Here is a 24,266-nt window from a genome sequence, read left to right on the forward strand (position 1 = left end):
CATGGTCATACACAGTTCCCAGTAGGTGCTTTTGGGCCTGGTGATGGGCATACCCTGTTCCGGGGTGGCGTAGTCCCCTTGATCATTAAGCCTTGAATTCAAAATGGTGTTGGGATTCTTATCGAGCAATAACTGTCTCACCTTTGGGGCTTGCCATTCTTCGGAAGTATGTTCCCAATCCCCATCGAACCAATAGAGGTCGGGGTTATAGTTTTCGGAGAGCTCCTTTAACTGTCCTTGGCAATAGTCCAAAAATCGTTGCCAACGTTGGGGTTCGTCCTTTATATCGTATCGTATGGAATCCCTTGTAAAATGCGTATAATCAGAATAAGACCAATCGGGCAATGAAAAGTAGATGCCGACTTTTAGGTCATTTTTACGAAGGGCATTCACAAAGGGGGTCAGAACATCCTTTTTCGCAGGGGTACTTTTTACCACATTTAAATCCCCGAACTTTGTGTTCCACAACGCAAAACCATCATGATGCTTGGAGGTGATGACCGAATATTTTGCCCCACTTTCCTTGATCAGATTTGCCCAAGCCACAGGATCATAGTGTTTTGCGGTGAAACCCTTGGTCTGTTTTAGATAATCCTCATGGGAAATATAACCGTTGAAGAATGACCAGGATTCATCGATGCCGTCTACCGCATACAATCCCCAATGAATGAATATTCCCAGTTTGGCATCTTGGAACCATTGCATTTTTTGCTGATGGACGGGTAGGGAATCCTGGCTTTGGGCATGCATCAACAACCCTGTCAACAGTACGACTATGCTAATCAGTTTTTTCATACGATTAATATTTCTTTAAGCTCCTTTTATAATAACATTACAATTTAAATCTGTTGTGCTTTTCGATAGTTTGGTATTGACTACAGGAGTCAGTTCGAGTGTTTTTTCGGAATGCAATGAAGAAAAAATGTATCGAGAACCAATTCAGTCATAAAATCGTTCTCGATACGCTCGATTTCCGATGAAAAAATCGGTAAATCAAGCACTCGAACTGACATTCTTCCAAAATCAATCAAAATACGCCAAAGATAATTTTAACTATTATTTATCGACTAAGATTTCCATTCAAAAGTACTTTTTTGTTCTTGGGTAGAGTAACCTCAACGTCCCTCTCTGTATACTTCACCCGAATGGATTTTTTTTCGTTGGCCCTTAATCCCACTTGCCATAATACCCCATCTTTCCATTCGATATCGACTTCGATGTCTCCCCGGGCCTTTAGACCCGTAATACGACCATTTTTCCAATGGGAGGGAAGTGCGGGCAATACTCGGAGGAAACCCTCATGGGATTGCAACAACAACTCCGCCACTGCAGCGGTATATCCAAAATTACCATCGATTTGAAAGGGGGGATGCTCATCGAATAAATTATCCGCAATTGAAACCTGGAAGAATTTTTTGATATTTTCCTCGGCGGATGTTGCATCCAATAATCGGGCATTCAAATTGATCATCCAAGCCCTGCTCCAACCCGTGCCTGCCCCGCCATGCAGCAAGCGGTAATCAATCGTCTTTTGAGCTGCTGCAAACGCTTCCATAGTATTCGAAGTAATTTCATCCCCAGGGTGTAAGGCATATAAATGTGACATATGTCGATGGCCTTTTTCGGGTTCTTCGTAAGGTTCGTTCCATTCCAGCAACCTTCCATCGGCGCCCACAACAACTCCTGGGAACAATTTATCCCGTTTGGCACGTACCTCTTTTGTAAAATCATCTTCTATTCCTAAAATTTTGGAAGCTTCCAAAACATTGTCGAACACTTCCCCAATGATCTGATGTCCCATGGCACTCCCATAGGATACCGCCGCTGAATTGCCCGCTGCATCAAAATAGGAGTTTTCAGGAGACGTCTCAGGCGTAGAGACCCAGCTCCTACTTTTTTCATCCCATACCAGCCAATCCAAATAAAACTCAGCAATACCCTTCATCGTAGGATATGCCCTCGTTCTTAAAAATTCCCGGTCTTGGGTAAATCGGTAATGCTCCCAATAGTGCTGTGCACCCCAACCGCCACCATGGATCCAAGAACCCCAATAGGCCTGTTCGGCCCGCATAAATGGCGTTGCCCATAAATCCGAAGCGTGATGTGACATGGTTCCCCTTTCGATACCATATTGTTTTCGGGCCGTTACTTTTCCACGTTCCAAAACCTTATCCAAAAAATCAAAGAAGGGTTGGTGCAATTCGCTTAGATTGGTCACCTCGGCCGGCCAGTAATTCATCTGTAGGTTGATGTTCAAATGATAATCGGCATTCCATGGGGCGGTGATATGCTCATTCCAAATCCCTTGTAGGTTCGCAGGATTGGTTCCTGGGCGTGATGAGGCTATCAATAAATATCGTCCGTATTGAAACAATTTGGCCGCCAAATCCGGGTCGTCAAAACCATCTTTAATTCGTTGTAAACGTCGATCGGTCGGTAGACTGTCCAACTCCTTTCCTCCTAAATCCAAATCTACGCGATCGTATAACTGCTCATGGTCTTCTATATGGACTCTTAAAAGGGATTCAAAAGATTTCGTTGAGGCTCTGGCCAAGGTTTCAGTATTCTTTTGTTCATACTGTTGGGCAAGATAAAAGGAAGTGTTCCCTACGATCAAGAGCTTGGCTCTTTTTACCCCTTGCAACACCAATTGACCGTTGTTCGGGCGAATTGTCCCTGATTCACGCTCCACACGCACCCGTGTCTCAAATTGCACCCCATAATCAAGCGGTAAGGGTTTGGAGTCCCTTTTTCCGTTCAATTGGGTCACCATGCCTTTCATACTGATTTCATTATTGGACGGATTTCGCGTCGTCACTGTTGGTCGGCCTTCATCCTTGGGGCGGTCGAGTTTGATGCTGAAATCCATGCCTTCCGGATTTGTGGTCGACAATTCAACCACCAACACATCATCCGGATGTGAAGCGAAGACTTTCTGGGAATACTCATGGCCTCCTGAAGTATACGTCGCGGTTACCACGCCATCATCCAAATTCAACGCACGGGAATAATTCTCAAAACTTTTGTCCTCTAGAAAATCAATGAACAGATCCCCCATGGTCTGGTGGGAACGTACAATGGTTTTATACGAGAACCGCTCAACCATTAAACTATCAACTTCCTTTGTTCTGCCTTCTTTTAAAAGCTTGCGTATTTCTTCCAAATCTTTTGGTGTACCCCGCCCATCGCCCCAATCGGGTGCACCTGGCCACATAGAATCCTCATTCAATTGAATGCGTTCATGATTGGGATCGCCAAAAACCATGGCCCCAAGGCGACCATTGCCCACAGGTAAGGCCTGCATCCATTCTTCTGCAGGTTGGTCATACCACAGTTTATCAGCGTATTTTGCTTTTTCCTCTTTACAAGTGGTCAGCAATAAAAGGAAACAAATGAAAAAGGAACTGTATCGCATATTCATTGGTTGGGTTTGGTTGGGTTATTCTTGAAACTCCCAAGCGTCCGTTCTAAATGCAGAAGCTGGGAGACCTTCGGCATTGTATAAATTGGGTTGTGCCGTATCGGTAAAGGCAAATCGTACCGCGACGGGGTCTTTAACGTTTTTTGCCGAAACGATGACCTTCTGCCCTACTATTTTTGCCTTGGCCGGATGAAAGACCCGATCGGGTCCTGCCACGGTAAAATCGGTCAGCTTTTTCCCTTTCATCATCAATCCCATACCGGCATGATCGAACAGCAGTGTGATTTTATCCTTGTTTATTTCCATCGTCTTATAGACAGGTCCCGAAAACTCCAATGACGAGACTCCATAATCCTTGGCCAAAGCCCATAAGGCCAAGCGTCGACCTACCTCCTGTTTATTTTTAGGATGTATATCTTCCAGATTTCCAATATCATTGGTCACCGCCATTCCAGTCTTGGGAACCTGTAATTGGGTCTGTAATTGGGCATCCCTGACAATGGCGGCATCCAAAGCATCGGCAGCGTCATAGTTGAATGGGGCTATTTGAGCAAAATAGAAGGAGAATTCATTGCCCCAAACCTCGCGCCATGATTTGATCAACAAGGGAAAGGACTTGTAATAGGACGTGGCATTTTGCCGGTTCGATTCTCCTTGATACCATATACACCCTGCAATCTTGAAATTAACCAATGGATGTATCATGGCGTTATAGGCCCATCCAGATTCATTCGGCCACCACTTTTTTGGTTCGATTTTTTTTGCTGCCTCCATCAATTCGGAATCCTTGGAAAGTACCGCTTCTGGAATCCAGGTCTCTACTGGGGTGCCCCCCCAGCTCGAACTGATCAACCCTATGGGCAACCCAGTTTTTATATGGATGTCCCTTCCAAAAAAATAGGCAATAGCACTGAAATCCGCCATGGTTTGGGGCGTACATTCCACCCAAAACCCGGGAGTGTCATCCTGTGGATATTGGGCCAAATGTCTTTCAACATGAAAAAAACGGATGTTCGGATACTTCGCATTGGAAATTTCTTCCTCAGCGTTCACGATCTTTGAGTTGGCGGTCCATTCCATATTGGATTGTCCTGATGCCACCCATACCTCACCGATCAACACGTTATTAATCACCAATTTCTCATGCCCCTCTATGGTCACCGTATACGGACCCCCTGCAACAGGTGTTGGCAGGCTAACCGACCAAACCCCTTGATAGGCCTCAGTGGTCACTGGAACATCGTTCCAAGAGCCTTTTACCGTTATGGCATCGGAGGTAGCCGTGGACCATCCCCAAATCGTCACATTCGACTCTTGCTGAAGCACCATATTATCAGATAGAATCGAAGGAAGCCATAGCTTGGCCGAACAAATCTGGACCGTGCCAATCAGCATTACAATGGAAATGTACTTTCTTAGGTTTCTCATGTTTTATTTATTTTTTCTTTTAACATTTCGAGTTGCTTCCAATCTTTGGAACCGTAACCTTCAGGGTCGTTCTCCTGTTTTGTTCCCGGAGTGCTTCGCCCATCTTCGATATATCGAAGCATCAATTGCTGTAATTGATGTTCCACTTCGGGATGGTTGCCGTAGAGATTGGTCTGTTCCCCTGGGTCGACCGCCAAATCATAGAGTTGGAAAACTGGAAGATCGGCATTCCCCCCAGCGTTGGGTTTGGGATCGCTCCAACCCCCGGAGCCAAGGCAAAATATCATTTTCCATTGGTCCTTACGAATAGCGAAACTACCATTGATGGAATGGTGTACGGTCGCTTCCCGTTTAAAGTCGGTGGTGTTGGAGTCCATAAAAATGGGCAACATTGAATAACTATCCTCCCCCTCATTGTCCCCTAAGTCTATCTTAACGATATCGGCCAGCGTAGCCATCAGGTCCGTTGTGCAAATGGTTTCTTCCGAAATGCTGTTTGCTGCAATATATTTTGGCCATTGTACTACAAAGGGCACCCGATGTCCCCCTTCGAAAATATCGGCTTTATGGCCCCTAAAATTCCCGCTCGGATCATGGCCTTTCCCCCTTAAAATCTCAAAATCGGCCTGTGGGGAGCATCCGTTGTCGCTTGTAAAGATCACTATAGTATTTTCAGTTAGTTCATTTTGCGCCAGTACTTCTACCAATTCCCCAACATAATCATCCATCATAACCACAAAATCCCCATAAGGATTCAAGCCACTTTTACCCTGCCATTCCTTGGTTGGTACTATAGGGGTGTGGGGTGAGGGCAAGGCCAAGTACAGAAAGAACGGATGGTCTTGAATGGCTTTTTCTTCAATATATGAGATTGCTTTTTTGAAAAAGTTGGGGGTAACCTCCTCATGTATAAAATCAGAAGCTGTCGGCCCCTTACGCCACCAGGTGTACTTCCCTGTATCTACGGTAATTCGATCCACGGGAGCCGTTGGCCGGCCATTTTCTATATAAATATAAGGTGCCATATCCAAGGATCCGGAGTGCCCATAGGCATAATCGAAGCCCAGATCATTGGGTCCGTTGGTTATGGGCTGGTCAAAGTCCATAGTATCAAAATCCTCAAAATTCCATCCTTCACCCCCAAAATCGGTGGAATCCTTAAAGGCCCAGTCCCACCCAAGATGCCATTTTCCGATAAAAGCCGTAGTATACCCTTTGCGCTTTACTAAGGAAGCCACCGTTGTTCTTTGTTTGGGGATCAAGGCTTTTGATTTTCCGGTGAGTACACCACTTTTTATCGGGCTTCGCCAGTTGTACCGCCCCGTCAGTATGCCATATCGTGTGGGTGTGCAAACGGCTGAAGAGGTATGGGCATCCGTGAATTTAATACCATTTGTTGCCAAGGCATCTATATTCGGCGTGGCAATTTTTCCATTGGGATTAAAAGCGTGGATATCGCCATACCCAAGATCATCGGCCAAAATATAGATAATATTCGGGAGTTGTTCGGCTGTCTTAACCGCTTTAGGAGCCTCCTTACAACCGCCCAAAAAGAAAACACCTAAAGAAACCAATAGTAAAAAAAGCGATGGAATGGTCTTCATAATATAGTATGCACCTTTGATTATCGGGATTCACTTTAAAAATAAGCAATCATTGCATTTCTGCCCTATAATATTCTTAAAGATTGCACTTTAGATCTTCGGCCTTTATAAATACCCTATTTTTATAATTCAGGTCTGTTCAAGGACGAAAAAACCTACTCCGCTACGTATTGAAACCTAAGTGACATTTGTGTTTTAATGGCCCAACAATATATTTTCAAGTAACTTTGATAAAATAAACCAGTTTATAAAAATCATTGATCTGTATTCAATAGTTGACATAGAGACAACCGGAAACGGTATTAAAGGGAACAAAATCACGGAAATCTCCATTTTTAAGTACGATGGATACGCTATCGTGGATGAATTCACCTCTTTGGTCAATCCCGAATGTGAGATTCCTTATTTCATTACCAGATTAACGGGAATAGACAATGATTTGGTCCGCGATGCCCCTACCTTGGTTGAAATAGCCGAACAGATTCTCGAAATCACAAGGGACACCATATTTGTGGCGCATAGTGTGGGTTTTGATTATAATGTCATTAAGAATGAATTTAAATCCTTGGGGCTCGAGTATACCCGAAAAAAACTCTGTACGGTGCGGTTGTCCCGAAAATTGATTCCCGGCTATAATTCATACAGTCTGGGCAAATTGTGTTCTGCCTTGGATATTCCTCTGACCGATAGGCATAGGGCCCGGGGTGATGCCCATGCCACGACCCTATTATTTCAAAAACTCTTACGCATAGAAGGTGCTGAAACCGTTTTCAAGCATTTTTTAAATGCCCGTTCCCAAGAAACCACCTTACCCCCTGCGTTGCCCAAACATATCTATGATGATTTGCCCAATACACCGGGCATCTATTATTTTAAGAATGCCAAGGGCAAGATCATTTATGTGGGCAAGGCCATCAATATTAAAAAAAGGGTATTGAGCCATTTTTACGACAAGGCTACCAAAGAGATTCAAATGTGCGCCATAACCGCAGACATCGACTTTGAGCTCTCTGGAAGTGAACTGGTTGCCCTTTTAATGGAATCGACAGCTATAAAACACCATTACCCGGAATACAATCGATCGCAAAAAAGAAATGTACAACGGTATGGTATCTTCACCTATGAAGATCGGAACGGTATTTTTCATCTGGCATTCAATAAAATAAAACAGGCCCCTGATCCTGTTGCTATCTTTTACAATACAACGGATTGCAGATTGTATTTGGAGGAGGTATGCAAAACCTTTTCGCTATGCGCCAAATTCTGTCATTTGCAGGAAAAAGTGGACACCTGTTCACACTATCGAATAAAAAAATGCGATGGTATTTGTCGTGGGGACGAAACCGTGGATGCCTATAACAAAAAAGTGGAGGAGGCCGTTTCCTTTATGCGGGATAATAATGAAAGCCTTCTAATTCGGGAGAAAGGAAGGACATATAGTGAAAGTGCCTTTGTACTACTACAAAATGGAATTTATAAAGGCTATGGTTTTGTGGATAAGGATACTCAAATCAGTAGCTTCGATGATTTGGAAGCCTATTTGATCCCACAGAAAAACACCTTGGAAACCGAACGGATCATTCAATCTTATCTTACAAGGAACCCACAAAAAGTAAAGCAGTTTACGGAGACCTACGACGCTAACTGAACTCAATCATTCAGTTTGTTATACATACGTATAACAAAGAGGATCCATATCACAAAAAATATGGATACGATAATAGAGTAAATCAGGATAAACTCCATTACTTCCTATATTTTAGATAGTTCATAAAACCCAAAATGGTAGGTGCCCAGAATGCAATGAATATGGCGTCCAACTTGTCCCCGGTAAGAAACATAACTTCTGAAACTATAATTATTGAAATAACAACGAGCAGCATAATGCCGTTCATGACCCCAATCCGCTCAATAAAATTCTTCATCATTACAAGTAATATTACGATTTAAATATAAGTATTTAAAGCTAATAATAAGGAATACTGAAAAAATAGGGGAAATGGGGTCAAAAGTTCAAAACCGTCGCCATGAATATTCAAGGTGTGGCAATCCAACCCTGCCAAGCAGACCGGAAACAAAGGGTATGTTTTAGTTTTTGTCCTTTTTGCCGCTATTCATAAAAATAAGTAGAGTGATGACCAGCCCTAGCACGACAGCACCAAAAACACCGATCATAATAATTCCGTTGCTCCAATTTACCAAAGGTAGTATGTATGCCATTGTATTAAGATTTTATCAAAAAGTAAAAATAGAATGTCAGACAATTTCAAAATATGATAAAAGTCAGGAATGACCTAAATCAACAAATAAAGTATGGTCTTATCGTTATTTTTAACCTATAGTGTTTATAGTTGTTGGTTGATAGTTGTTGGTTGTTGGTTGACAGGGGCAAGGAGACCGAAGACCGAAGACGGATGACTGATAGAAGACGTTAGAGACTCGATGCTAGACTTTGAACTTTTTACTTCGGACTTTGTACTTCTGATTACTGATTACTGACTACTTAAAACTGACTACTGGCTTCTGATTTCTGACTTTAAACTCCTGTTACACCGCTTCCATATATGGCATTGCACCCCTGATCTTCGAGGCAAAACCAATGAAACCGATCAACTATCCTTTCTTACTACAGCTGTCTATACCCAGAATCCCATATAAAGGGCAAAAACCAACCAAGCTCGTGAGTACGAAAATTGCAGCTATGGCCAATAACAAGTAGGCCAAGGTATCTTCGACCACATTGAAATAAACCAGAAGTCCTGCGACCAATGCCACAAGCACACGAATGAGTTTATCCGTACCCCCCATATTTTGTTTCATAACATCGTAATTAGGTAACTAAATACTCAATGGTCATCACCATTATTGTAATGAGTGATAGGCATAACAAACAAGCCATTGCAATTTTTAACGTCTTTGATAAACTCATTTCAAAGTGGTTGGGCACACATAATCAGTTACTTTGATTCCCGATTCCTTAATGGCCGAAAATCCTTCGGATATATCGATCAAATTATGAATACCCCTCGCCTTTAAGATCGAGGCGGCTATGACGGAACGGTAACCACCTTCGCAATGTAATAAGAATATTTTATTTTTTGGAAATTCCATAAAGTGATCATTTAAAAAATCCAAGGGTATATTGATGGCGTTGACCACGTGTTCTTTCATGTATTCATTTTCCTTACGAACATCGTATAACGGCACCTTGTTCGCATTGATTTCCTCGCTTACCTCATCCGCAACGACCGCCGTGATATTATCATAATCTTTCCCAGCATCTTTCCAAGCTTCGAATCCTCCTTTCAAAAAGCCAAGGGTACCATCAAAGCCTACCCGTGACAAACGGATTACAGCCTCATTTTCCTTACCCACGGGGGCCACCAATAAAATAGGTTGTTTTACATCGGCGATCAACGCCCCCACCCAAGGTGCGAAATCACCATTTAAACCTATGAAAATGGATTGTGGTATATGGCCTTTTACAAATTCATCCTGATGCCTGACATCCAAGACCACGGCACCGGTTTCGTTTGCGGCGGTTTCAAAGGCTTCAGGGTCCATAGCCGTATTCCCACGTTCGAGGACGTCCCCAATATCCTCATACCCTTCTTTGTTCATTTTTACGTTCAAAGGAAAATATTTTGGAGGTGGCAACAACCCTTCGGTCACTTCCGCAATGAACTCTTGCTTGGTCATATCGGGACGTAAGGCATAATTCATCTTTTTCTGATTCCCCAAAGAATCGACAGTTTCCTTCATCATGTTCTTGCCACAGGCCGATCCTGCACCATGGGCAGGATAGACGATAACATCATCTGCCAACGGCATTATTTTAGTGCGTAGACTATCAAACAAAATACCCGCTAAATCCTCTTTGGTCATATCGGCCGCTTTTTGCGCCAAATCTGGTCGACCTACATCGCCTAAGAATAAGGTGTCCCCCGAAAAAATGGCATGGTCCCTACCCTCCTTATCCTTTAAAAGATAGGTAGTACTCTCCATGGTATGCCCGGGAGTATGCAGCACTTTGATTGTTAGATCCCCGAGTTTGAATTCCTGGTTATCAGCCGCAATAATTGCATCAAAAGTAGGATTGGCCATAGGCCCGTAAACAATGGACGCCCCGGTCATTTTAGCCAAGGTGACATGCCCACTTACAAAATCGGCATGAAAATGGGTCTCGAAAATATACTTGATCTTAGCGTTGTCAGCCTTGGCCCTTTGAATATAGGGCTCTACCTCCCGCAAGGGATCAATAATAGCAGCTTCTCCCTTGCTTTCGATATAATAGGCCCCTTGGGCCAAACATCCTGTATAAATCTGTTCAATGTTCATCTTCTTCCAATTCTAATATTTGTTCAAAAGTAAGGCTTGAGGGTCCTATCTTCAGTAACAATAGTTACGCTTATGTTTTCCGCTGATGGGCTACTTTTTGACAGGTATCCCCTATGTTGTTGGGATCATCAAAACAGGCCACAGCTTCCTTTGTACGAACATAAAGAAAATCCTTACCCAATACCTCCGCGATACCACTATTGAAAATGATATCCCTTGTGGGCCCGATGGCACCCACAATATAAAACTGAATATTCCGATTATGCAATTCCCCGATTACGGATATCAGCATACTTGCAGCCGTTGAATCGATGTAATTGATCGGTTCGGCATTCAGGATGACCCCTTTTAAGGACGGACCCTTTGCATTGACCTCCTTAAGTAATTTTTTCTTGAAATAATTCTTATTTCCAAAAAACAGTTGTGAATCAAAGCGTATGATCAGCAGGTCATCCCGTTGTTCTATATCCTCCCCAAATCGGCTGATATTCTTATAATATTCAGACCCCCTCACTTTTCCCAAAACCGCATAATGGGGTTTGGAGATACGGTACACCATCAGCAACAAGGAAATAAGAACCCCTATGAGCACCCCTTCCTTAATCCCAACAAATAGGGTAATCAAAAAAGTGAGCATCAACACGCCATATTCATCCTTTCTAAATTTAAACAATGTTTTGGGATAGGCAAAATCAATTAAACCGTACACCGAAACCATGATAATACTCGCCAGGACCGCATTGGGTAAATAATAGAACAATGGGGTCAAAAACAACAGGGTAATGACCACCATAACTACACTGAACAGTGCAAAACCATTCGTTTTGCCCCCGGCATCCTTACTGATCGCAGAGCGTGAAAAGCTCGCAGTTACCGGATACGAATGAAAGAACGAACCCACCATATTCGAGGTGCCCAACGCAATGAGTTCCTGATTGGCATCGATACGATCTTCCTTGGTTTTTTCTTCGATCGACTTGCCAATCGAAATCATCTCCAGATAACCGACCAAAGCCAATGTCAAGGCCATAGGCCAAAGGGCAATACCTTTCTGTATATCGAATTCGGGGACTTTGAAGTTAGGGAGCCCTTGGGGAATTTCACCCACAATTGCAACTCCGTAGTGCTGTAGGTCAAAAAAGTATACCGCCAAGATTCCCAATATCACCACTACTAATACCGATGGTATTTTTTTGTTCCATTTTTTAAGAAGTACAATGACCACAATACCGGCCGTACCAAGAGCCAGGTCATAGATGTTCGTACCCCCGAGCTTCCCGATGACATTAAGTGCCAATTCATGGAACTTACTACTATTTTCCATCTCTATCCCCAATAGATGTTTTAATTGACTGAAAATGATTACAAAGGCCACGCCAGAGGTAAAACCACTGATTACCGGCCTTGATAGGAAATTGACCAAAAAACCCATTCGCAACAGCCCCAGTATAAATTGGATCGACCCCACCATAAAAGCCAAAAAGATGGCCATGGCAATGTAATTTTCAATCCCGGTTATGGCCAAGGCACCCAAACCGGTAGCCACCAATAAGGAATCCATGGCGACCGGTCCAATCGCCACTTGTCTGGAGGTACCTAAAAAGAGATATACCAAAAGTGGAAAAACCGAGGCATATAACCCATATACGGGCGGAAGTCCGGCCACCATGGCATAGGCCATTCCTTGTGGAATAAGAACAATACCCACGGTTAGTCCGGCTAACATGTCATTTAACAAGAACCTTTTATTGTAATTGGAAATCCAATCTATAAAGGGGAAAAACTTTCGCATTTGTCAAAATTAATCAAATCGAGCGTTATTCACTGTAAAAATCATACAACGACAAAAGCGATTATTTTTTTACAGTCCTTTAAGTCAAATGGGCAAGGTTATGGTTTATTGGATTATTCCGACCCTATGGAAACCTTGTAAGCGAACCGTTACCAATACGGTTACCTTCAAAGTTCATTTGCCCGATAGGTCATTGATCGAAGTCAATTTAGTAAAAAGAAAGGTTCCCAAGTTGTTTTCAAACACCACACCGTAACACCACGGCCTATGTGCTTATCGCATTGAATTCAACAAGTTGTCCGATTTCTAAATGCAAAAGCTGTATTTTTTTCTTATTCACTTCCAATTCACTCATGATCAAATCCTTAGTTTCCCTGAAGGCTTCCTTCGAAGAATTGAACAAGGACTCGTAATAGGCGATACCTTGGTTCAAGTTGTTGGCAAAGGTCGTCAAGTAGCTTTCTTGTTTTTTATTGAAGGTATCCTTTAGTTCCTCTATTTTATTTTCCAAATAATCTATATAGAGCATAAGTTCTTTAACGAACATATTTGGACGATCGACTCTTGAAATCACATTGCCCCTTCCATAGATATGGTCGGTGATCTCTTTAAGGCTCATCAATTTTGAAAAATAAGCCATATTGGGTCCAGGACAGATGGAGACCCCTGTGCCTTCTACCCGTGTATCCAAATTGTTCGCCAATAGCACGGAGGTTCCCAAGCCAACGCAAATACAGGATTTATCGACTATTTTGGAATATTGTGCTTGGTGTTGCTTTTCGGGCAATCCCAAAGAATCCAATTGCTTTAATTTCAAGTGCTGATATTGTCGCGAAGCCACGCAAATGTCCTTTTCTGTAAATTCATTGTTCAACGAAACGAATTTTCGCGGACAGGGACTACCCGGTCTTCCCTGGGCGATCCATGCGTTTTTTTCCTCATCCTTGGTATTCCCTTTTAAACTATTGAAGGGTACCCCTAATGGGGAGATATTGCTTAGGTACAGATCTTTCTCGGTCGCACCCATCAATTTTTCCAAGGTAGGGTTATCAACCGTGGTGGCTTCGGGCACTAAGAGAAAAGGAGTGCCCCAACCTACGGAATCCAATTCGTAGGTATCAATTAAAAACTGATGTTCCTCAGCGGTGCCAACCCCACCTTGGGCTGTTATCCTCAGTGGTAAAACGGTTTTGGGTATTGGGCGATTTTTGACCTCTAGTGATTGCACCAGAATTTCATAAGTCGACGTGATCAATTCTTCCCTTTTTTCTTTGAATTCCTCAAGTACGGGACCTAGAAGATAACCATCACTTGCAAAGGCATGACCACCACAATTCAGTCCAGACTCAACACGATATTCCGATACCCATAGTCCTTTTTTAGCCAAGTACTTCCCTTGGATGGATGCAGAGCGAAAATCGCTCACCTTTAAAACGATCTTCTTTTTCAAATCCCCATTCCCATCGGGATAGAAATCCTCAAATTGCTCCATATATCCATATAATCTGGGGTTCATACCCGCTGAAAGGATTACGGATGACTTTAGGTCACTTTGTGCAAAACCCCTTAGGGCTGCATGGGCATCATTGTATTCGGATGGCAGTTTTTTACCTTTCGAATAATTCACTTTATCTACCTTGGTCATTATATTCACATCAATGCTTCCGAGGCTTAATTGATCCTTTATCCAGTTGCCGGCTTCATTAAGGTTCATATACTTATCCGACAGGTTCTTGAATTCCTTTTTTATGGAATTTCCATCGGGCAACATGCTAATGTATTCCTTCAGTTCGTTGCCTTTATTGATCGTGGTATCTTTTAACTCCTCAAATTTTCGCTCCGCCAAACTGTTGATCAAATTGAGATAGGAAGTGATTCGTTTTGCCCTAAAATCCTCGATTTTATCCGTAATTTCCTTATAGGGAATCTCATATAACTCGCAATACATTTTCCGTAACTTCTCAAGAAGAATATCATCAACGAGGGAGATTACCGAATCCATGCCATATTGGGCGACTTTAAGAGGGGTATCTGCCGTAAATCCAATGCCCATTACAGGGATATGGAATGTGTGTTTATTTGTCATAGTACACTAATTGCCTTGGAAGTTTCCGAAACTATTCCCAAGGGGTTAAATGAATTCGCAAAGTTACAAAAAAACCGACAATTGGGTTCGAATAAACAGTATGACCGTAGACTTTAACAGGTTTCAGTGGCAATAAAGCAAAATGACCAGCAGGGGACCGCCCAAAATAAGCCTTGCCGAAGATTCATTGGCGCAGTGATTTCTTGAAACAGACACTATTTTCCACCCCCTTGTATTGCCCATAATTTGCAATGGACCGATACCCATTTTTAACATAAAGGGAAATCGCCTCAGGTTGCCTTTTGCCTGTTTCTAGCATACACGTGGTATAACCCATCTCCGCGGCCCATGTTTCCAACTCGGTCAATATTCTGCTGGCAAAACCCTTACCCCGACTTTCAGGTAAGGTAAACATTCGTTTGACTTCCATCACTTTTGAATCGATTTCCTTAATGGCCCCACAACCTTGTGCTTTTCCATTTTCGAAAAGTACGATGGTATAAGCAATGTTTTGGATCTTATTGAACTGATCATAAAAAGCATGGTCTTCACCATCCCTTTCGGCCAAATCGGCATCGAGCAACCGTACAAGGGCCTTAAAATCGCTGTTCTTTGAATTGGTTCTTACTATTTCAACCATAGCTACTCCCTAACCTTACCTAATAGGACATTTGCTTTTGAATTATACGGATTCCCTGCAGAACGCCGCATCAATACGATTTGGCCCGTATGCCAAACCGCATCCTCTATGGGTCCGTTGATCTGGTTCCAAAATGGAAATTCAGAGGTCCCCTTTTCACTTTTGAATATCATGGTATGCTGGGACAAATCATCGGAGGCCTTGATCAATTCACTGGCATTTTTAAAATTTGTCAGTGTGATGGCACGCAATTCTTTCCCCGCCGGCTGTTCATGTGCCACCGTTCGGTCATTGGGCATTTTCTTTGCTGCATTAAGTATTATTACGGATAAGCCATAAACATGTTCCATGGTTTCGGCAATACTTCTGCCCTCCGTACTTGGCCTATATTTCAAATCCTCCACGTTAAGCCCTTCTGTTGCCCAGTAATAACGAAATCCGAGACCATCGATCATTCTAGCAGTTACCGTTACTGCGGTATATGCAGATGGGGCTTCGGGTATTTCGTAATAGGGCAGTTCTTTTTTCATGGTTTCTTGTGCGCTCACAGCTATGGCTGTAATTAAGAGGATATAACTAATATAGATCTTTGTCATTGTTGGGATATAAATGTATCATAAAACGCGTATTTTGATGGTCTAAATGCATGAACCCTTTGTCAAGCCTATCCTGTTCCACGGCATAGGGATAAAACGTTATGGGTTCAATACAAAGCATGTTGGGCACTTCTGTCCAAAGCATGAAATTACCGAACCCTTCGGTCGTGATCGTTAGGTGTTTCGTATCCTTCAACCTAATCGATTGGCAATCGGCAATTTCCATGGCCCTACTACCCACCGCTAGTATTTCGGGAATCGTTATGCTACTGCCCTTGGCTTCGACAACCGTATTTTCACTCTGTAATTTAAAGGCAGGATGATACCCCAACATAAAGGGCATCCCCAGCTCCCCTGAAATCTTAAAGGTTATTGTCAGTCCATTTTCATCGAGTTGCACGTGTTTTTCAACTGTGAAGGTATAAGGCCAAAACAATGTTTCAACTGAGGAAGCATCTGGAAATTTGGAGTTTTTTATACGCGTATTCGCCATGTACTTCTTTTGAAAAACAGCATGAAGTTCTGAATGTCCCACAAGTTCATACCCAAGCTCCCTTAAAAGTCCATGTTGGTCTTGAAGCGCCTTACCTCGAGGTGTTTTCACCTCGAAATCGGCACCTGCCGTGGGTCCAATAATCGGAAACATTTCGGTATCGGAACTGCGCCAACCCGGACTCCCTTTTTGATGGATGTACTCATGGCCCCCAACCCTATACCCGACCAATTCCCCCTTGTCAAGGGTTGCCTTTTGATTATCCTTAGAAAGATGTATCATATTGTGTTGCATAAGTTGACTGGTCTATATATAGTGAACGATGCTAGATGTTAGACGCTAGATGCTAGAATAAAAAGTACAAAGTCTAATGTCTAATGTCTAATGTCTAATGTCTAATGTCTAAATGTATAAAATCCTTTTATAAATAGGTGTTCCATATTCCCTTGACGAAATCAATCTAACACCCATGGCAAAGAATTACAGATCTCCTATCGCTTGATCCAACCAATCCAAGCGATTGCCTATCCAGCTTTTTAGATAGTCCATTTCATCCGCATGACTTTCACCAATATAGTTGTTGGGCCAAATATAAATCCCCAAAACATCCCAAGTCTCAAAATTAGTGTCCAAGGCGCCGGCCTTATCCAACGTGGTGATATAGCCATCGACTTTGGCCAGTATAGCTCCTTCGGCGAATACCCCGGCCCGTAATGCAGACCAACGGGTCTTGACTTTAGCTACAAATGACGGGTCCTCCAAGAACCTATCCCACCAAAAGGGAACTTGCCAATAATCCTCAGAACAGCGTTGGTTAAACCTATAGGCCCAAACATCATAATCCCCACCACCACAGTAATCCGCATTGCCAAAGGCGAGATTGAAATCCCAAATAGGTCCCATATTGAGTTTTTCATTTTTGTCCTTATACAAAAACGTACTCAGGCGATAGCCATCCACATTATTGGAAAGTTCGTTCAAGAGGAAAAAATCGATAAAACTATCCACATCGATAAAGGCATTGTACCCCACCTCAGGGTCCATAAAATCGTCACTGGCCAGGGCATTCTCAAATTGGGTCACATACTCCGAAATATAGGTTCGTTGTTCCGCTGTGATATCCTCGGGTTTCGGTTCTTCATATTGAAATGCAATCGTCTGGTTCATGGTGGCGTTACTCGGTGGATATGGGGAAGTAAATGAATTTAGTTCGTTCAATGCCCCACCAGAAATCCCAGTGGTTTTATCGATTTTTAAAATATACCCACCAGTAAGGTCTTCCCCTGTATTTTCATCGATTTTCAATTTGTTGATATTGACCCGGAAATCATCCCGTTTTATTTTCTCCATTACTACATAAACACCCAAATAGGCATCATTTATATTCAATTCGACAAATTCAGTGCGACTGGCATACCCTCCTAAATCCCTTGCAAGGTCGAAAATCAATTTGTTGCGCACCAAACTCTTATCGCTATAGGGCGCATAGAGAATCCAGTCTTCTTCCTCGGGAAAACCAAGAAAGGGCACATCGATATCCTCATTATTGGCATCCCTCGTTTCGAAGCCATAGGATTTTTTTGGAAACATCTGGGAGGATGATCCCCGTATCTCCACACCAATCAGGCCCGTAAAGGTTTCTTCACCTTTCTCCAAGACTGTGACCTGCGCATCGATTTTCGGTTCATCCGGAATTTTTGTCCCATTGGTATTGATCGTGATAAGCGGTATTCTATCGGCATCCGCTATGGTTATTTTTTCCTTTTCCTTTTCCGTCTTTGCCTCATCTTTGTTACAGGCCGAAGCCAGTAAGAGTAAAATCAACAACGGAACAGGGGAAACCAAGGAAGAAAAATGACGGGAAAGTATTTTCATATGCGTATAATTTAATCGAAGCTATTATTTCTTTACCAATCTTTTTTTTATTTGACACATGGTCCTCATTCAAATTTTATCGCTTTTACCGGACTGATCCTTGTAATGATGTAGGAAGGAACCAAAAGCATCAACAAACATAAAATCAATACGCCAAGGTTCAACAAAACCACCGTAACAACATCAATATGTACAGGAATATACTCCATATAATACTCCTGTGGGTTTGGAAATTTCAGGAGGCGGTACTTTCCTTGGATCCAAACAAATCCCAATCCCAATAGATTGCCCCAAAAGAGTCCAATGGCAATCAAATAGGCGGCATTATACAGAAATATCTTTCTAATACTCCAATTTACGGAACCCAAAGCCTTCAAGATACCGATCATCTGGGTACGTTCAAGGATCAATACCAAAAGGGCCGTAATCATATTAATACCTCCAACAATGATCATAATGCCTATAATCAAGGCAATATTGAAGTCGAAAAGCCCGATCCATTCAAAAATCTTATAATACTTATCAGTGATCGTTTGAGTATCCAAAGTTGAAAGAATGGTGCCATAAATCTCCCGATTCTTTTGCTCCAAATCGTCAAATCCGTTAAGAAAAACCTCGAAATTACCCACTTGGTTTTCCTCCCATTTATTCATGCGTTGAATATGTCGAATATCGACAAAAACGTACATGCTATCAATTTCCTCAAAACCGCTATCATAAATACCAACGACCAAAAATTTTCTTTGATTCGGTTTTAGGGGATCTTCCTCTTTCGGGAAAAACGCCGAAAAGGTGTCCCCGACCTTTAATTGCAACCTATTGGCCATTAATCTTGACAGCATTACTTCGGTATTCAATGCGCCGGAATAATCAGGCAAGGTGCCCTCGACCAGGTATTCCCTCAAAACCTCCCAATTATAATCGGCACCAACCCCCTTTGCAATAAAACCCTCAAAGGTATCCTCCGTACGGATTATACCCCCTTTGGTGGCCACGGCCTGCACGTGCACGATACCATCAACAGTCTTGAAATCAGGGTAAAAATCCTGTTCTTTTGAAACCGGAACCACGGAAATGTCCGAGGTATTGTTATCATAATTATAAATTTGAATATGCCCATTAAAAGCAGCAACTTTTTCACGTATCTTGTGCTTGAGTCCAACGCCGGTGGCAATGGCGATCAGCATCATAAAAACGCTAATGGCTATGGCTGCTATGGCTATTTTTATTATCGGTGCGGATATACTGATTTTATGGGCCGCCCCTTTAATAAGTCGTTTGGCTATAAAATATTCTAAATTCAAATTATGGCAATTTTATCCAGTTTCAAAAATACAGTTTTCTTATGGGTTTTAATTGTGTCGGCATGTGGAAACACTGAAAAACAGTCGAAAAGCAATCAGGAGGCAGCATTAGACACTACCCAAAAACCGATCATCGTAGGTGCCAATAGCACCGAGGCCTATCTAGAATTGTTAAAAGGTAAAAGAGTGGGTGTGGTTGCCAACCAGACCAGTGTGATCTTCAAAAAAAACGGCCACACGCATCTTGTAGATTCGCTATTGAGTTTGGATATCGACATTAAAAAGGTATTTGCACCCGAACACGGATTTCGGGGACAGGCCGATGCCGGGGAAAAAGTAAAAGACGGATTGGACTCCAAGACCGGATTACCCCTGATTTCATTGTACGGGAAAAATCGAAAACCTTCTAAGGAGCAACTGCTAAATCTAGATGTGGTCCTCTTTGATATCCAGGATGTCGGCGTTCGTTTTTACACGTATATCGCTACGCTGCAATTGGTCATGGAGGCCTGTGCGGAAAACGGCATTCCTATCGTGGTGTTGGACCGACCCAATCCGAATGCCCATTATGTGGACGGTCCCACCATGGAAAAGGAACACATGGGTTTCCTCGGCATGACCCCCATACCCCTGGTCTATGGCATGACCATAGCGGAATACGCCATAATGATCAATGAAGAAGGCTGGTTGGCGAATAAGGAAAAGGTTGATTTGACTTTTGTACCCTTGGAAAATTACACGCATACATCGGAATATAGCCTGCCTATTCGACCTTCGCCCAACCTACCCAACGATACCGCCATCAGTCTGTATCCCAGTCTGGGATTGTTCGAGGGCACCCATATCAATGCGGGTAGGGGTACCGAGTTTCAGTTCCAACGGTATGGTGCATCTTTTCTTGATAGCAGCCAATACAGCTTCAAATACTGGCCCAGACCCAATTTCGGTTCAAAAAACCCGAAAGAAAATGGCAAGGTCTGTTATGGGAAAGATCTTTCCAAAATTCCTAAAATGAACGAGGTTTCCTTAAAGTGGATTATCGATGCCTATAAAAATGCCAACGATAAGTCCAAGGTTTTTATCACCAGTGGATTTACTAAACATGCCGGAACGGAAAAATTACAACAACAAATCGAAGCCGGATTATCCGAAGCGGAAATCAAGGCGACCTGGCAAAATGATCTGGACAAATTCAAGGCGATTCGAGCGAAGTATTTATTATATAAATAGGGACAATTACGCTTACGGTTTTATTCTTTTTTTCATTGCCTCGACGATATTGTAAGCTGCCGGGCAAATGGCCACATTCTGGAGCGTGAGATTACTTATTTGATGGAATTTTTTACGGTCGGTATGTGGAAACTCCCGACACGCCTTAGGTCTGACCTCGTAAATAGCGCATAGATTGTCCGACCCCAAAAAAGTGCATGGAAGTTGCTGTAATACATAGTCATTCTCTTCATCTACCTGCAAAAAATCCGATATGAATTTATGTGGCTTCATTCGAAAATGTTTCGAAATACGTTCAATATCCGAATTGGTAAAAAGAGGTCCCGTGGTCTTGCAACAATTGGCACAGGTTAAGCAATCGGTCCTTTGAAATTCGGCCTCGTGCAACTCCTGCATTACGTAATCCAAATGCTTCGGGGGTTTCTTTCGTAATTGGGCAAGGAATTTTTTGTTTTCCTTATGTTTTTCAGCGGCCTTTTTGGGGAGCTGTCGTATCACCTCATCCATTTTTCAAAAGGCTCATTGCCGTTTCATACAATTCACGACTCCAGTTTTCCGATACTTTTGAAATCTCCGCGGTAAGTACCTCTTGTTTCCCAATTATCTTTTGACCAACCGTTGTATTGTAAAAGCTGTTCAATTCCTCTTTATGCGCATCGGTCATTTTTGAACGATCGTTCATCAACAAAACGCCGGCTTCGGTTTTATAGAAAGTGACCATTTGCCTGATATCATCCTGGGTGAAATGTGCTTGATAGATGGGCACCAACAAGCTTTTGATCTCTTCCAGGGCCTTGTTGCCATGCTCCTCCATATAGGCCCAACCTTCGGTATTGGTATCATCTTTGGGAAACTGTCCCTCGAGCATTTTCAGTAATTGCCCATAGGCAAATTCATATTGTTGCATTGTACCATTATGCTCCAAATAATCGGCGACATCCTTTGAATAATCCGATTCTTGTGCCATAAAGGCCATCGGGGCCAAAAGCAAGCAAAAAAACACAATCTTGATTTGTTTCATCTTCGGTTTTTTAAAACGGGTTAAAAATCCCAATTTTGTCCGCAAAGTACAAATTATATGGAAACCGATATTTTCGGAAAGGCCTTATTGGATTATATGAATGGGAATTACAAGGAGGATATCGTTACGTACTCGTCCTTGGATGAGGAAGATACAATTCCCATTCCCTATCTTTTCAGAACCTTTGATGACATGCCCGGCATAGAACAAAAGGCACTGGGCTTGTGTCGCGGGAACGTATTGGATATTGGCTGCGGTGCGGGTAGCCATAGTCTTTACCTTCAAGAAAAAGGAGTACAGGTGACCGCCTTGGACCATTCGTTGGGCGCTATAAAGACCTGCATTCGACGGGGTATAACCAACACGATAAACTGCCCCATACTTGATTTAACCCTACCGAAGTTCGATACCCTGCTCCTGCTCATGAACGGCATCGGTATCGTGGGCAATCTCGATGCGTTAAAGAACTATTTAATGCATTTTAAATCACTGCTACGCCCCAAGGGTCAAATCTTGTTGGATTCCAGTGACATCATCTACATGTTCGATACCGATGAAGGCGATTCCGCCGACAATCGGGATGATCTTGTTGCTGAAGATGGGTATTATGGGGAGGTTTATTTCACCCTTAGGTATCGAGAATTGACCAGTGCATCATTTCCTTGGTTATATTTGGATCAAAATACATTAAAGAAGGTGGCCTTGGCGTGTGATTTACGCTGTGAGATAGTAAGCTTAGGCGAACATTACGACTATTTAGCCAGATTATCTTGCCTTTAATACCAATGGTATTATTTTTGCGTTATATTTTTAAAAGAAAAGCTATGAAAAATCGATTTTTGGCATTGGTGCTCCTTTTTTTGACGGTGATCATCAGTTGCTCTAAAGACTCGAATGACACCGAAGATCCAAAAACGGTCAATCATTCTGCCAACTATAAAGCTTCTGGTGATTCTGCCAACGATATCCTCTCGAATACCACCTTTGACAAACTGCTCATTGAAATTGCCTATGTATCCGGGTATAGACCAACCGCAATAGCAATGACCGATTTTGTCGCCTTCTTGAAACAATATACATACAAGGATGATATTGAAATCATATACAATGAATTACCTTCCCCCAATGAAGAAAAATTGACGCTGGAGGAGATCAACGACCTGGAAAAAAAGAACAGGACCGCCTTTAATGATGGTAGTACCTTGGCCATTTTCATCTATTTTGCCGACGCCCCTTCTGAAGAAGATGTTGAAGAGGAGGACCTGGTTACCTTAGGCGCTGTTTATTGGAATACTTCGATGGTCATCTATGAAGAAACCATAAGAAACTTGGCGGCGAAAAGTTCTGCTGTTGACGTTGACGATGTGGAGACCGCCACCATGAACCACGAATTCGGTCATTTAATGGGGCTGGTGAATCTTGGTACGGTTCCCGTAAATGAGCATGAAGGCACGACTACCGATGATGACAACAATGAGATTGGTGATAATCACTGTACCGTTGAAGGTTGTCTTATGCGGGCAGAATTACAGTTTGGCCCAAGTATGAAAAAACTATTGGAAAAAAGAGTGGCAAAAGGGTTGGTCAGTATTCCCGATCTCGGAGCTGAATGTTTGATGGACCTTCAGGCCAATGGTGGTAGATGAACTGTACTAAGTCTAAAGTCTAAAGTCAGAAGTCAGAAGTCAGAAGTCTAAAGTACAAAGTCTAGCATCGGTCTTCCGTCTTCGGTCTCCCGTCAACAATTAGCCATCAACCAGCTTCGTACTTCCGACTACGGAATGTTCAAATATTTATGGGTCTGCAAGGATACTTTCCATTTAGGATGTGCCATCACATAATCTACGATAAGGGGAATGGTCTTCTCACGTACGCTCCATTCCGGCTGTAAATATAAAATACAGTCTTTCCCCACCTTTTCGGCCTGTTCCTCTGCAAAAAGCAGATCGTGTTTATTATACACAATTACTTTCAGTTCATGCGCTTGCTTATAAACTTCGGCCGTGGGAAGTTTGTTTTTCTTTGGGGAGAGGCATATCCAATCCCAAGTGCCACTTAGTTCATAAGCCCCGGAGGTCTCGATATGGGTCTGTAAATTTCTGGCCTTTAGTGCCGTGGTCAGCGGTCCCATATCCCAAGTAAGGGGCTCTCCACCCGTGACAACAATGGTATCGGAAAAAGTTGCCGCTTTCGCCACAATGCTCTCGATATCGGTTGGTGGATGTGTATCCGCATTCCAACTTTCCTTCACATCGCACCAATGACAACCTACATCGCAACCCCCAACACGAATAAAATAGGCGGCTGTACCCTTGTGGTACCCTTCCCCTTGGATCGTATAAAATTCTTCCATAAGCGGAAGCATCAATCCCTTGTTCACCAATGCTAAAACCTCCATATTCATCATTTGGCAAAGATAGTACTTACATATCGTTTTA

22 protein-coding genes are annotated in these 24,266 nt (G+C 42.7%); 4 read left to right on the plus strand and 18 right to left on the minus strand.

What is annotated here, in order from left to right; translation table 11 throughout:
* The 4 genes from WBM98_RS11105 to WBM98_RS11120 all read right to left on the minus strand — a co-directional run.
* A partial coding sequence (locus WBM98_RS11105) for an alpha-L-fucosidase (protein ID WP_424366086.1) occupies nt 1-795 on the minus strand: 795 nt, incomplete at its 3' end.
* A 265-nt stretch (nt 796-1,060) separates the two neighbouring features.
* The gene (locus WBM98_RS11110) at nt 1,061-3,421 is read right to left on the minus strand and encodes a glycoside hydrolase family 95 protein (RefSeq protein ID WP_424366087.1); all 2,361 of its coding nucleotides are present in this window, start codon (nt 3,419-3,421) and stop codon (nt 1,061-1,063) included.
* Nucleotides 3,422-3,439: 18 nt separating this feature from the next.
* Nucleotides 3,440-4,849 carry a sialate O-acetylesterase gene (locus WBM98_RS11115; protein ID WP_424366088.1) on the minus strand — a complete coding sequence of 470 codons (1,410 nt, stop codon included), beginning with the start codon at nt 4,847-4,849 and terminating at the stop codon, nt 3,440-3,442.
* Nucleotides 4,846-6,453 (minus strand): sulfatase family protein, encoded by a 1,608-nt coding sequence (locus tag WBM98_RS11120; protein WP_424366089.1) that lies wholly within the window; start codon nt 6,451-6,453, stop codon nt 4,846-4,848. Before WBM98_RS11120 ends, WBM98_RS11115 begins: the two co-directional genes overlap by 4 nt.
* Before the next feature lie 262 nt (nt 6,454-6,715).
* Here WBM98_RS11120 and WBM98_RS11125 point away from each other — a divergent pair, with 262 nt between their 5' ends.
* Nucleotides 6,716-8,101 (plus strand): exonuclease domain-containing protein, encoded by a 1,386-nt coding sequence (locus WBM98_RS11125; RefSeq protein WP_424366128.1) that lies wholly within the window; start codon nt 6,716-6,718, stop codon nt 8,099-8,101.
* Between the two features lie 97 nt (nt 8,102-8,198).
* On the opposite strand, the gene WBM98_RS11130 is transcribed toward WBM98_RS11125, so the two are convergent.
* The 11 genes from WBM98_RS11130 to WBM98_RS11180 form a co-directional block, all read right to left on the minus strand.
* The gene (locus WBM98_RS11130; protein ID WP_424366090.1) at nt 8,199-8,381 is read right to left on the minus strand and encodes a hypothetical protein; all 183 of its coding nucleotides are present in this window, start codon (nt 8,379-8,381) and stop codon (nt 8,199-8,201) included.
* A gap of 160 nt (nt 8,382-8,541) precedes the next feature.
* Complete coding sequence (locus WBM98_RS11135) at nt 8,542-8,673, minus strand: hypothetical protein (protein ID WP_424366091.1); 132 nt, start codon at nt 8,671-8,673, stop codon at nt 8,542-8,544.
* Between the two features lie 393 nt (nt 8,674-9,066).
* Nucleotides 9,067-9,273 carry a YgaP family membrane protein gene (locus WBM98_RS11140; RefSeq protein WP_424366092.1) on the minus strand — a complete coding sequence of 69 codons (207 nt, stop codon included), beginning with the start codon at nt 9,271-9,273 and terminating at the stop codon, nt 9,067-9,069.
* A 105-nt stretch (nt 9,274-9,378) separates the two neighbouring features.
* Nucleotides 9,379-10,791 (minus strand): MBL fold metallo-hydrolase, encoded by a 1,413-nt coding sequence (locus tag WBM98_RS11145; RefSeq protein WP_424366093.1) that lies wholly within the window; start codon nt 10,789-10,791, stop codon nt 9,379-9,381.
* 70 nt (nt 10,792-10,861) lie between these two features.
* Nucleotides 10,862-12,583: a SulP family inorganic anion transporter gene (locus WBM98_RS11150; protein ID WP_424366094.1), complete on the minus strand. Its 1,722-nt coding sequence runs from the start codon at nt 12,581-12,583 to the stop codon at nt 10,862-10,864.
* A 265-nt stretch (nt 12,584-12,848) separates the two neighbouring features.
* The gene (locus WBM98_RS11155) at nt 12,849-14,669 is read right to left on the minus strand and encodes a hypothetical protein (RefSeq protein ID WP_424366095.1); all 1,821 of its coding nucleotides are present in this window, start codon (nt 14,667-14,669) and stop codon (nt 12,849-12,851) included.
* 184 nt (nt 14,670-14,853) lie between these two features.
* Complete coding sequence (locus WBM98_RS11160; protein ID WP_424366096.1) at nt 14,854-15,309, minus strand: GNAT family N-acetyltransferase; 456 nt, start codon at nt 15,307-15,309, stop codon at nt 14,854-14,856.
* A gap of 2 nt (nt 15,310-15,311) precedes the next feature.
* Nucleotides 15,312-15,905, minus strand: coding sequence for a DinB family protein (locus WBM98_RS11165; protein ID WP_424366097.1), 594 nt, complete (start codon nt 15,903-15,905; stop codon nt 15,312-15,314).
* A complete protein-coding gene (locus WBM98_RS11170) occupies nt 15,886-16,680 on the minus strand; it encodes an aldose 1-epimerase (protein WP_424366098.1) in 795 nt (264 codons plus the stop codon). Before WBM98_RS11170 ends, WBM98_RS11165 begins: the two co-directional genes overlap by 20 nt.
* 198 nt (nt 16,681-16,878) lie before the next feature.
* Complete coding sequence (locus WBM98_RS11175) at nt 16,879-18,273, minus strand: CotH kinase family protein (RefSeq protein WP_424366099.1); 1,395 nt, start codon at nt 18,271-18,273, stop codon at nt 16,879-16,881.
* A 65-nt stretch (nt 18,274-18,338) separates the two neighbouring features.
* Nucleotides 18,339-19,577, minus strand: a complete 1,239-nt coding sequence (locus WBM98_RS11180) for an ABC transporter permease (protein WP_424366100.1) — start codon at nt 19,575-19,577, stop codon at nt 18,339-18,341.
* 3 nt (nt 19,578-19,580) lie between these two features.
* On the opposite strand from WBM98_RS11180, the gene WBM98_RS11185 reads away from it, so the two are divergent.
* Nucleotides 19,581-20,807: an exo-beta-N-acetylmuramidase NamZ family protein gene (locus WBM98_RS11185; RefSeq protein ID WP_424366101.1), complete on the plus strand. Its 1,227-nt coding sequence runs from the start codon at nt 19,581-19,583 to the stop codon at nt 20,805-20,807.
* Between the two features lie 12 nt (nt 20,808-20,819).
* Here the strand turns inward: WBM98_RS11185 and WBM98_RS11190 are convergent, their stop codons facing one another.
* Together WBM98_RS11190 and WBM98_RS11195 are read right to left on the minus strand one after the other, a co-directional pair.
* Entirely contained in the window at nt 20,820-21,314 is a 495-nt protein-coding gene (locus WBM98_RS11190) for a YkgJ family cysteine cluster protein (RefSeq protein WP_424366102.1), read from the minus strand.
* Entirely contained in the window at nt 21,307-21,828 is a 522-nt protein-coding gene (locus WBM98_RS11195) for a DUF2059 domain-containing protein (protein WP_424366103.1), read from the minus strand. The genes WBM98_RS11190 and WBM98_RS11195 overlap by 8 nt, the downstream gene beginning before the upstream one ends.
* Before the next feature lie 57 nt (nt 21,829-21,885).
* Between WBM98_RS11195 and WBM98_RS11200 the strand changes: the two genes are divergently transcribed.
* Both WBM98_RS11200 and WBM98_RS11205 read left to right on the plus strand, forming a co-directional pair.
* Nucleotides 21,886-22,608, plus strand: a complete 723-nt coding sequence (locus WBM98_RS11200) for a class I SAM-dependent methyltransferase (protein WP_424366104.1) — start codon at nt 21,886-21,888, stop codon at nt 22,606-22,608.
* Nucleotides 22,609-22,652: 44 nt separating this feature from the next.
* Complete coding sequence (locus tag WBM98_RS11205) at nt 22,653-23,474, plus strand: hypothetical protein (RefSeq protein WP_424366105.1); 822 nt, start codon at nt 22,653-22,655, stop codon at nt 23,472-23,474.
* A 128-nt stretch (nt 23,475-23,602) separates the two neighbouring features.
* Here the strand turns inward: WBM98_RS11205 and WBM98_RS11210 are convergent, their stop codons facing one another.
* Nucleotides 23,603-24,235 carry a 7-carboxy-7-deazaguanine synthase QueE gene (locus tag WBM98_RS11210; RefSeq protein ID WP_424366106.1) on the minus strand — a complete coding sequence of 211 codons (633 nt, stop codon included), beginning with the start codon at nt 24,233-24,235 and terminating at the stop codon, nt 23,603-23,605.
* Nucleotides 24,236-24,266: the final 31 nt, after the last annotated feature.

It is taken from the genome of Maribacter sp. (assembly GCF_049667165.1).
Classification (GTDB): Bacteria; Bacteroidota; Bacteroidia; order Flavobacteriales; family Flavobacteriaceae; genus Maribacter_A.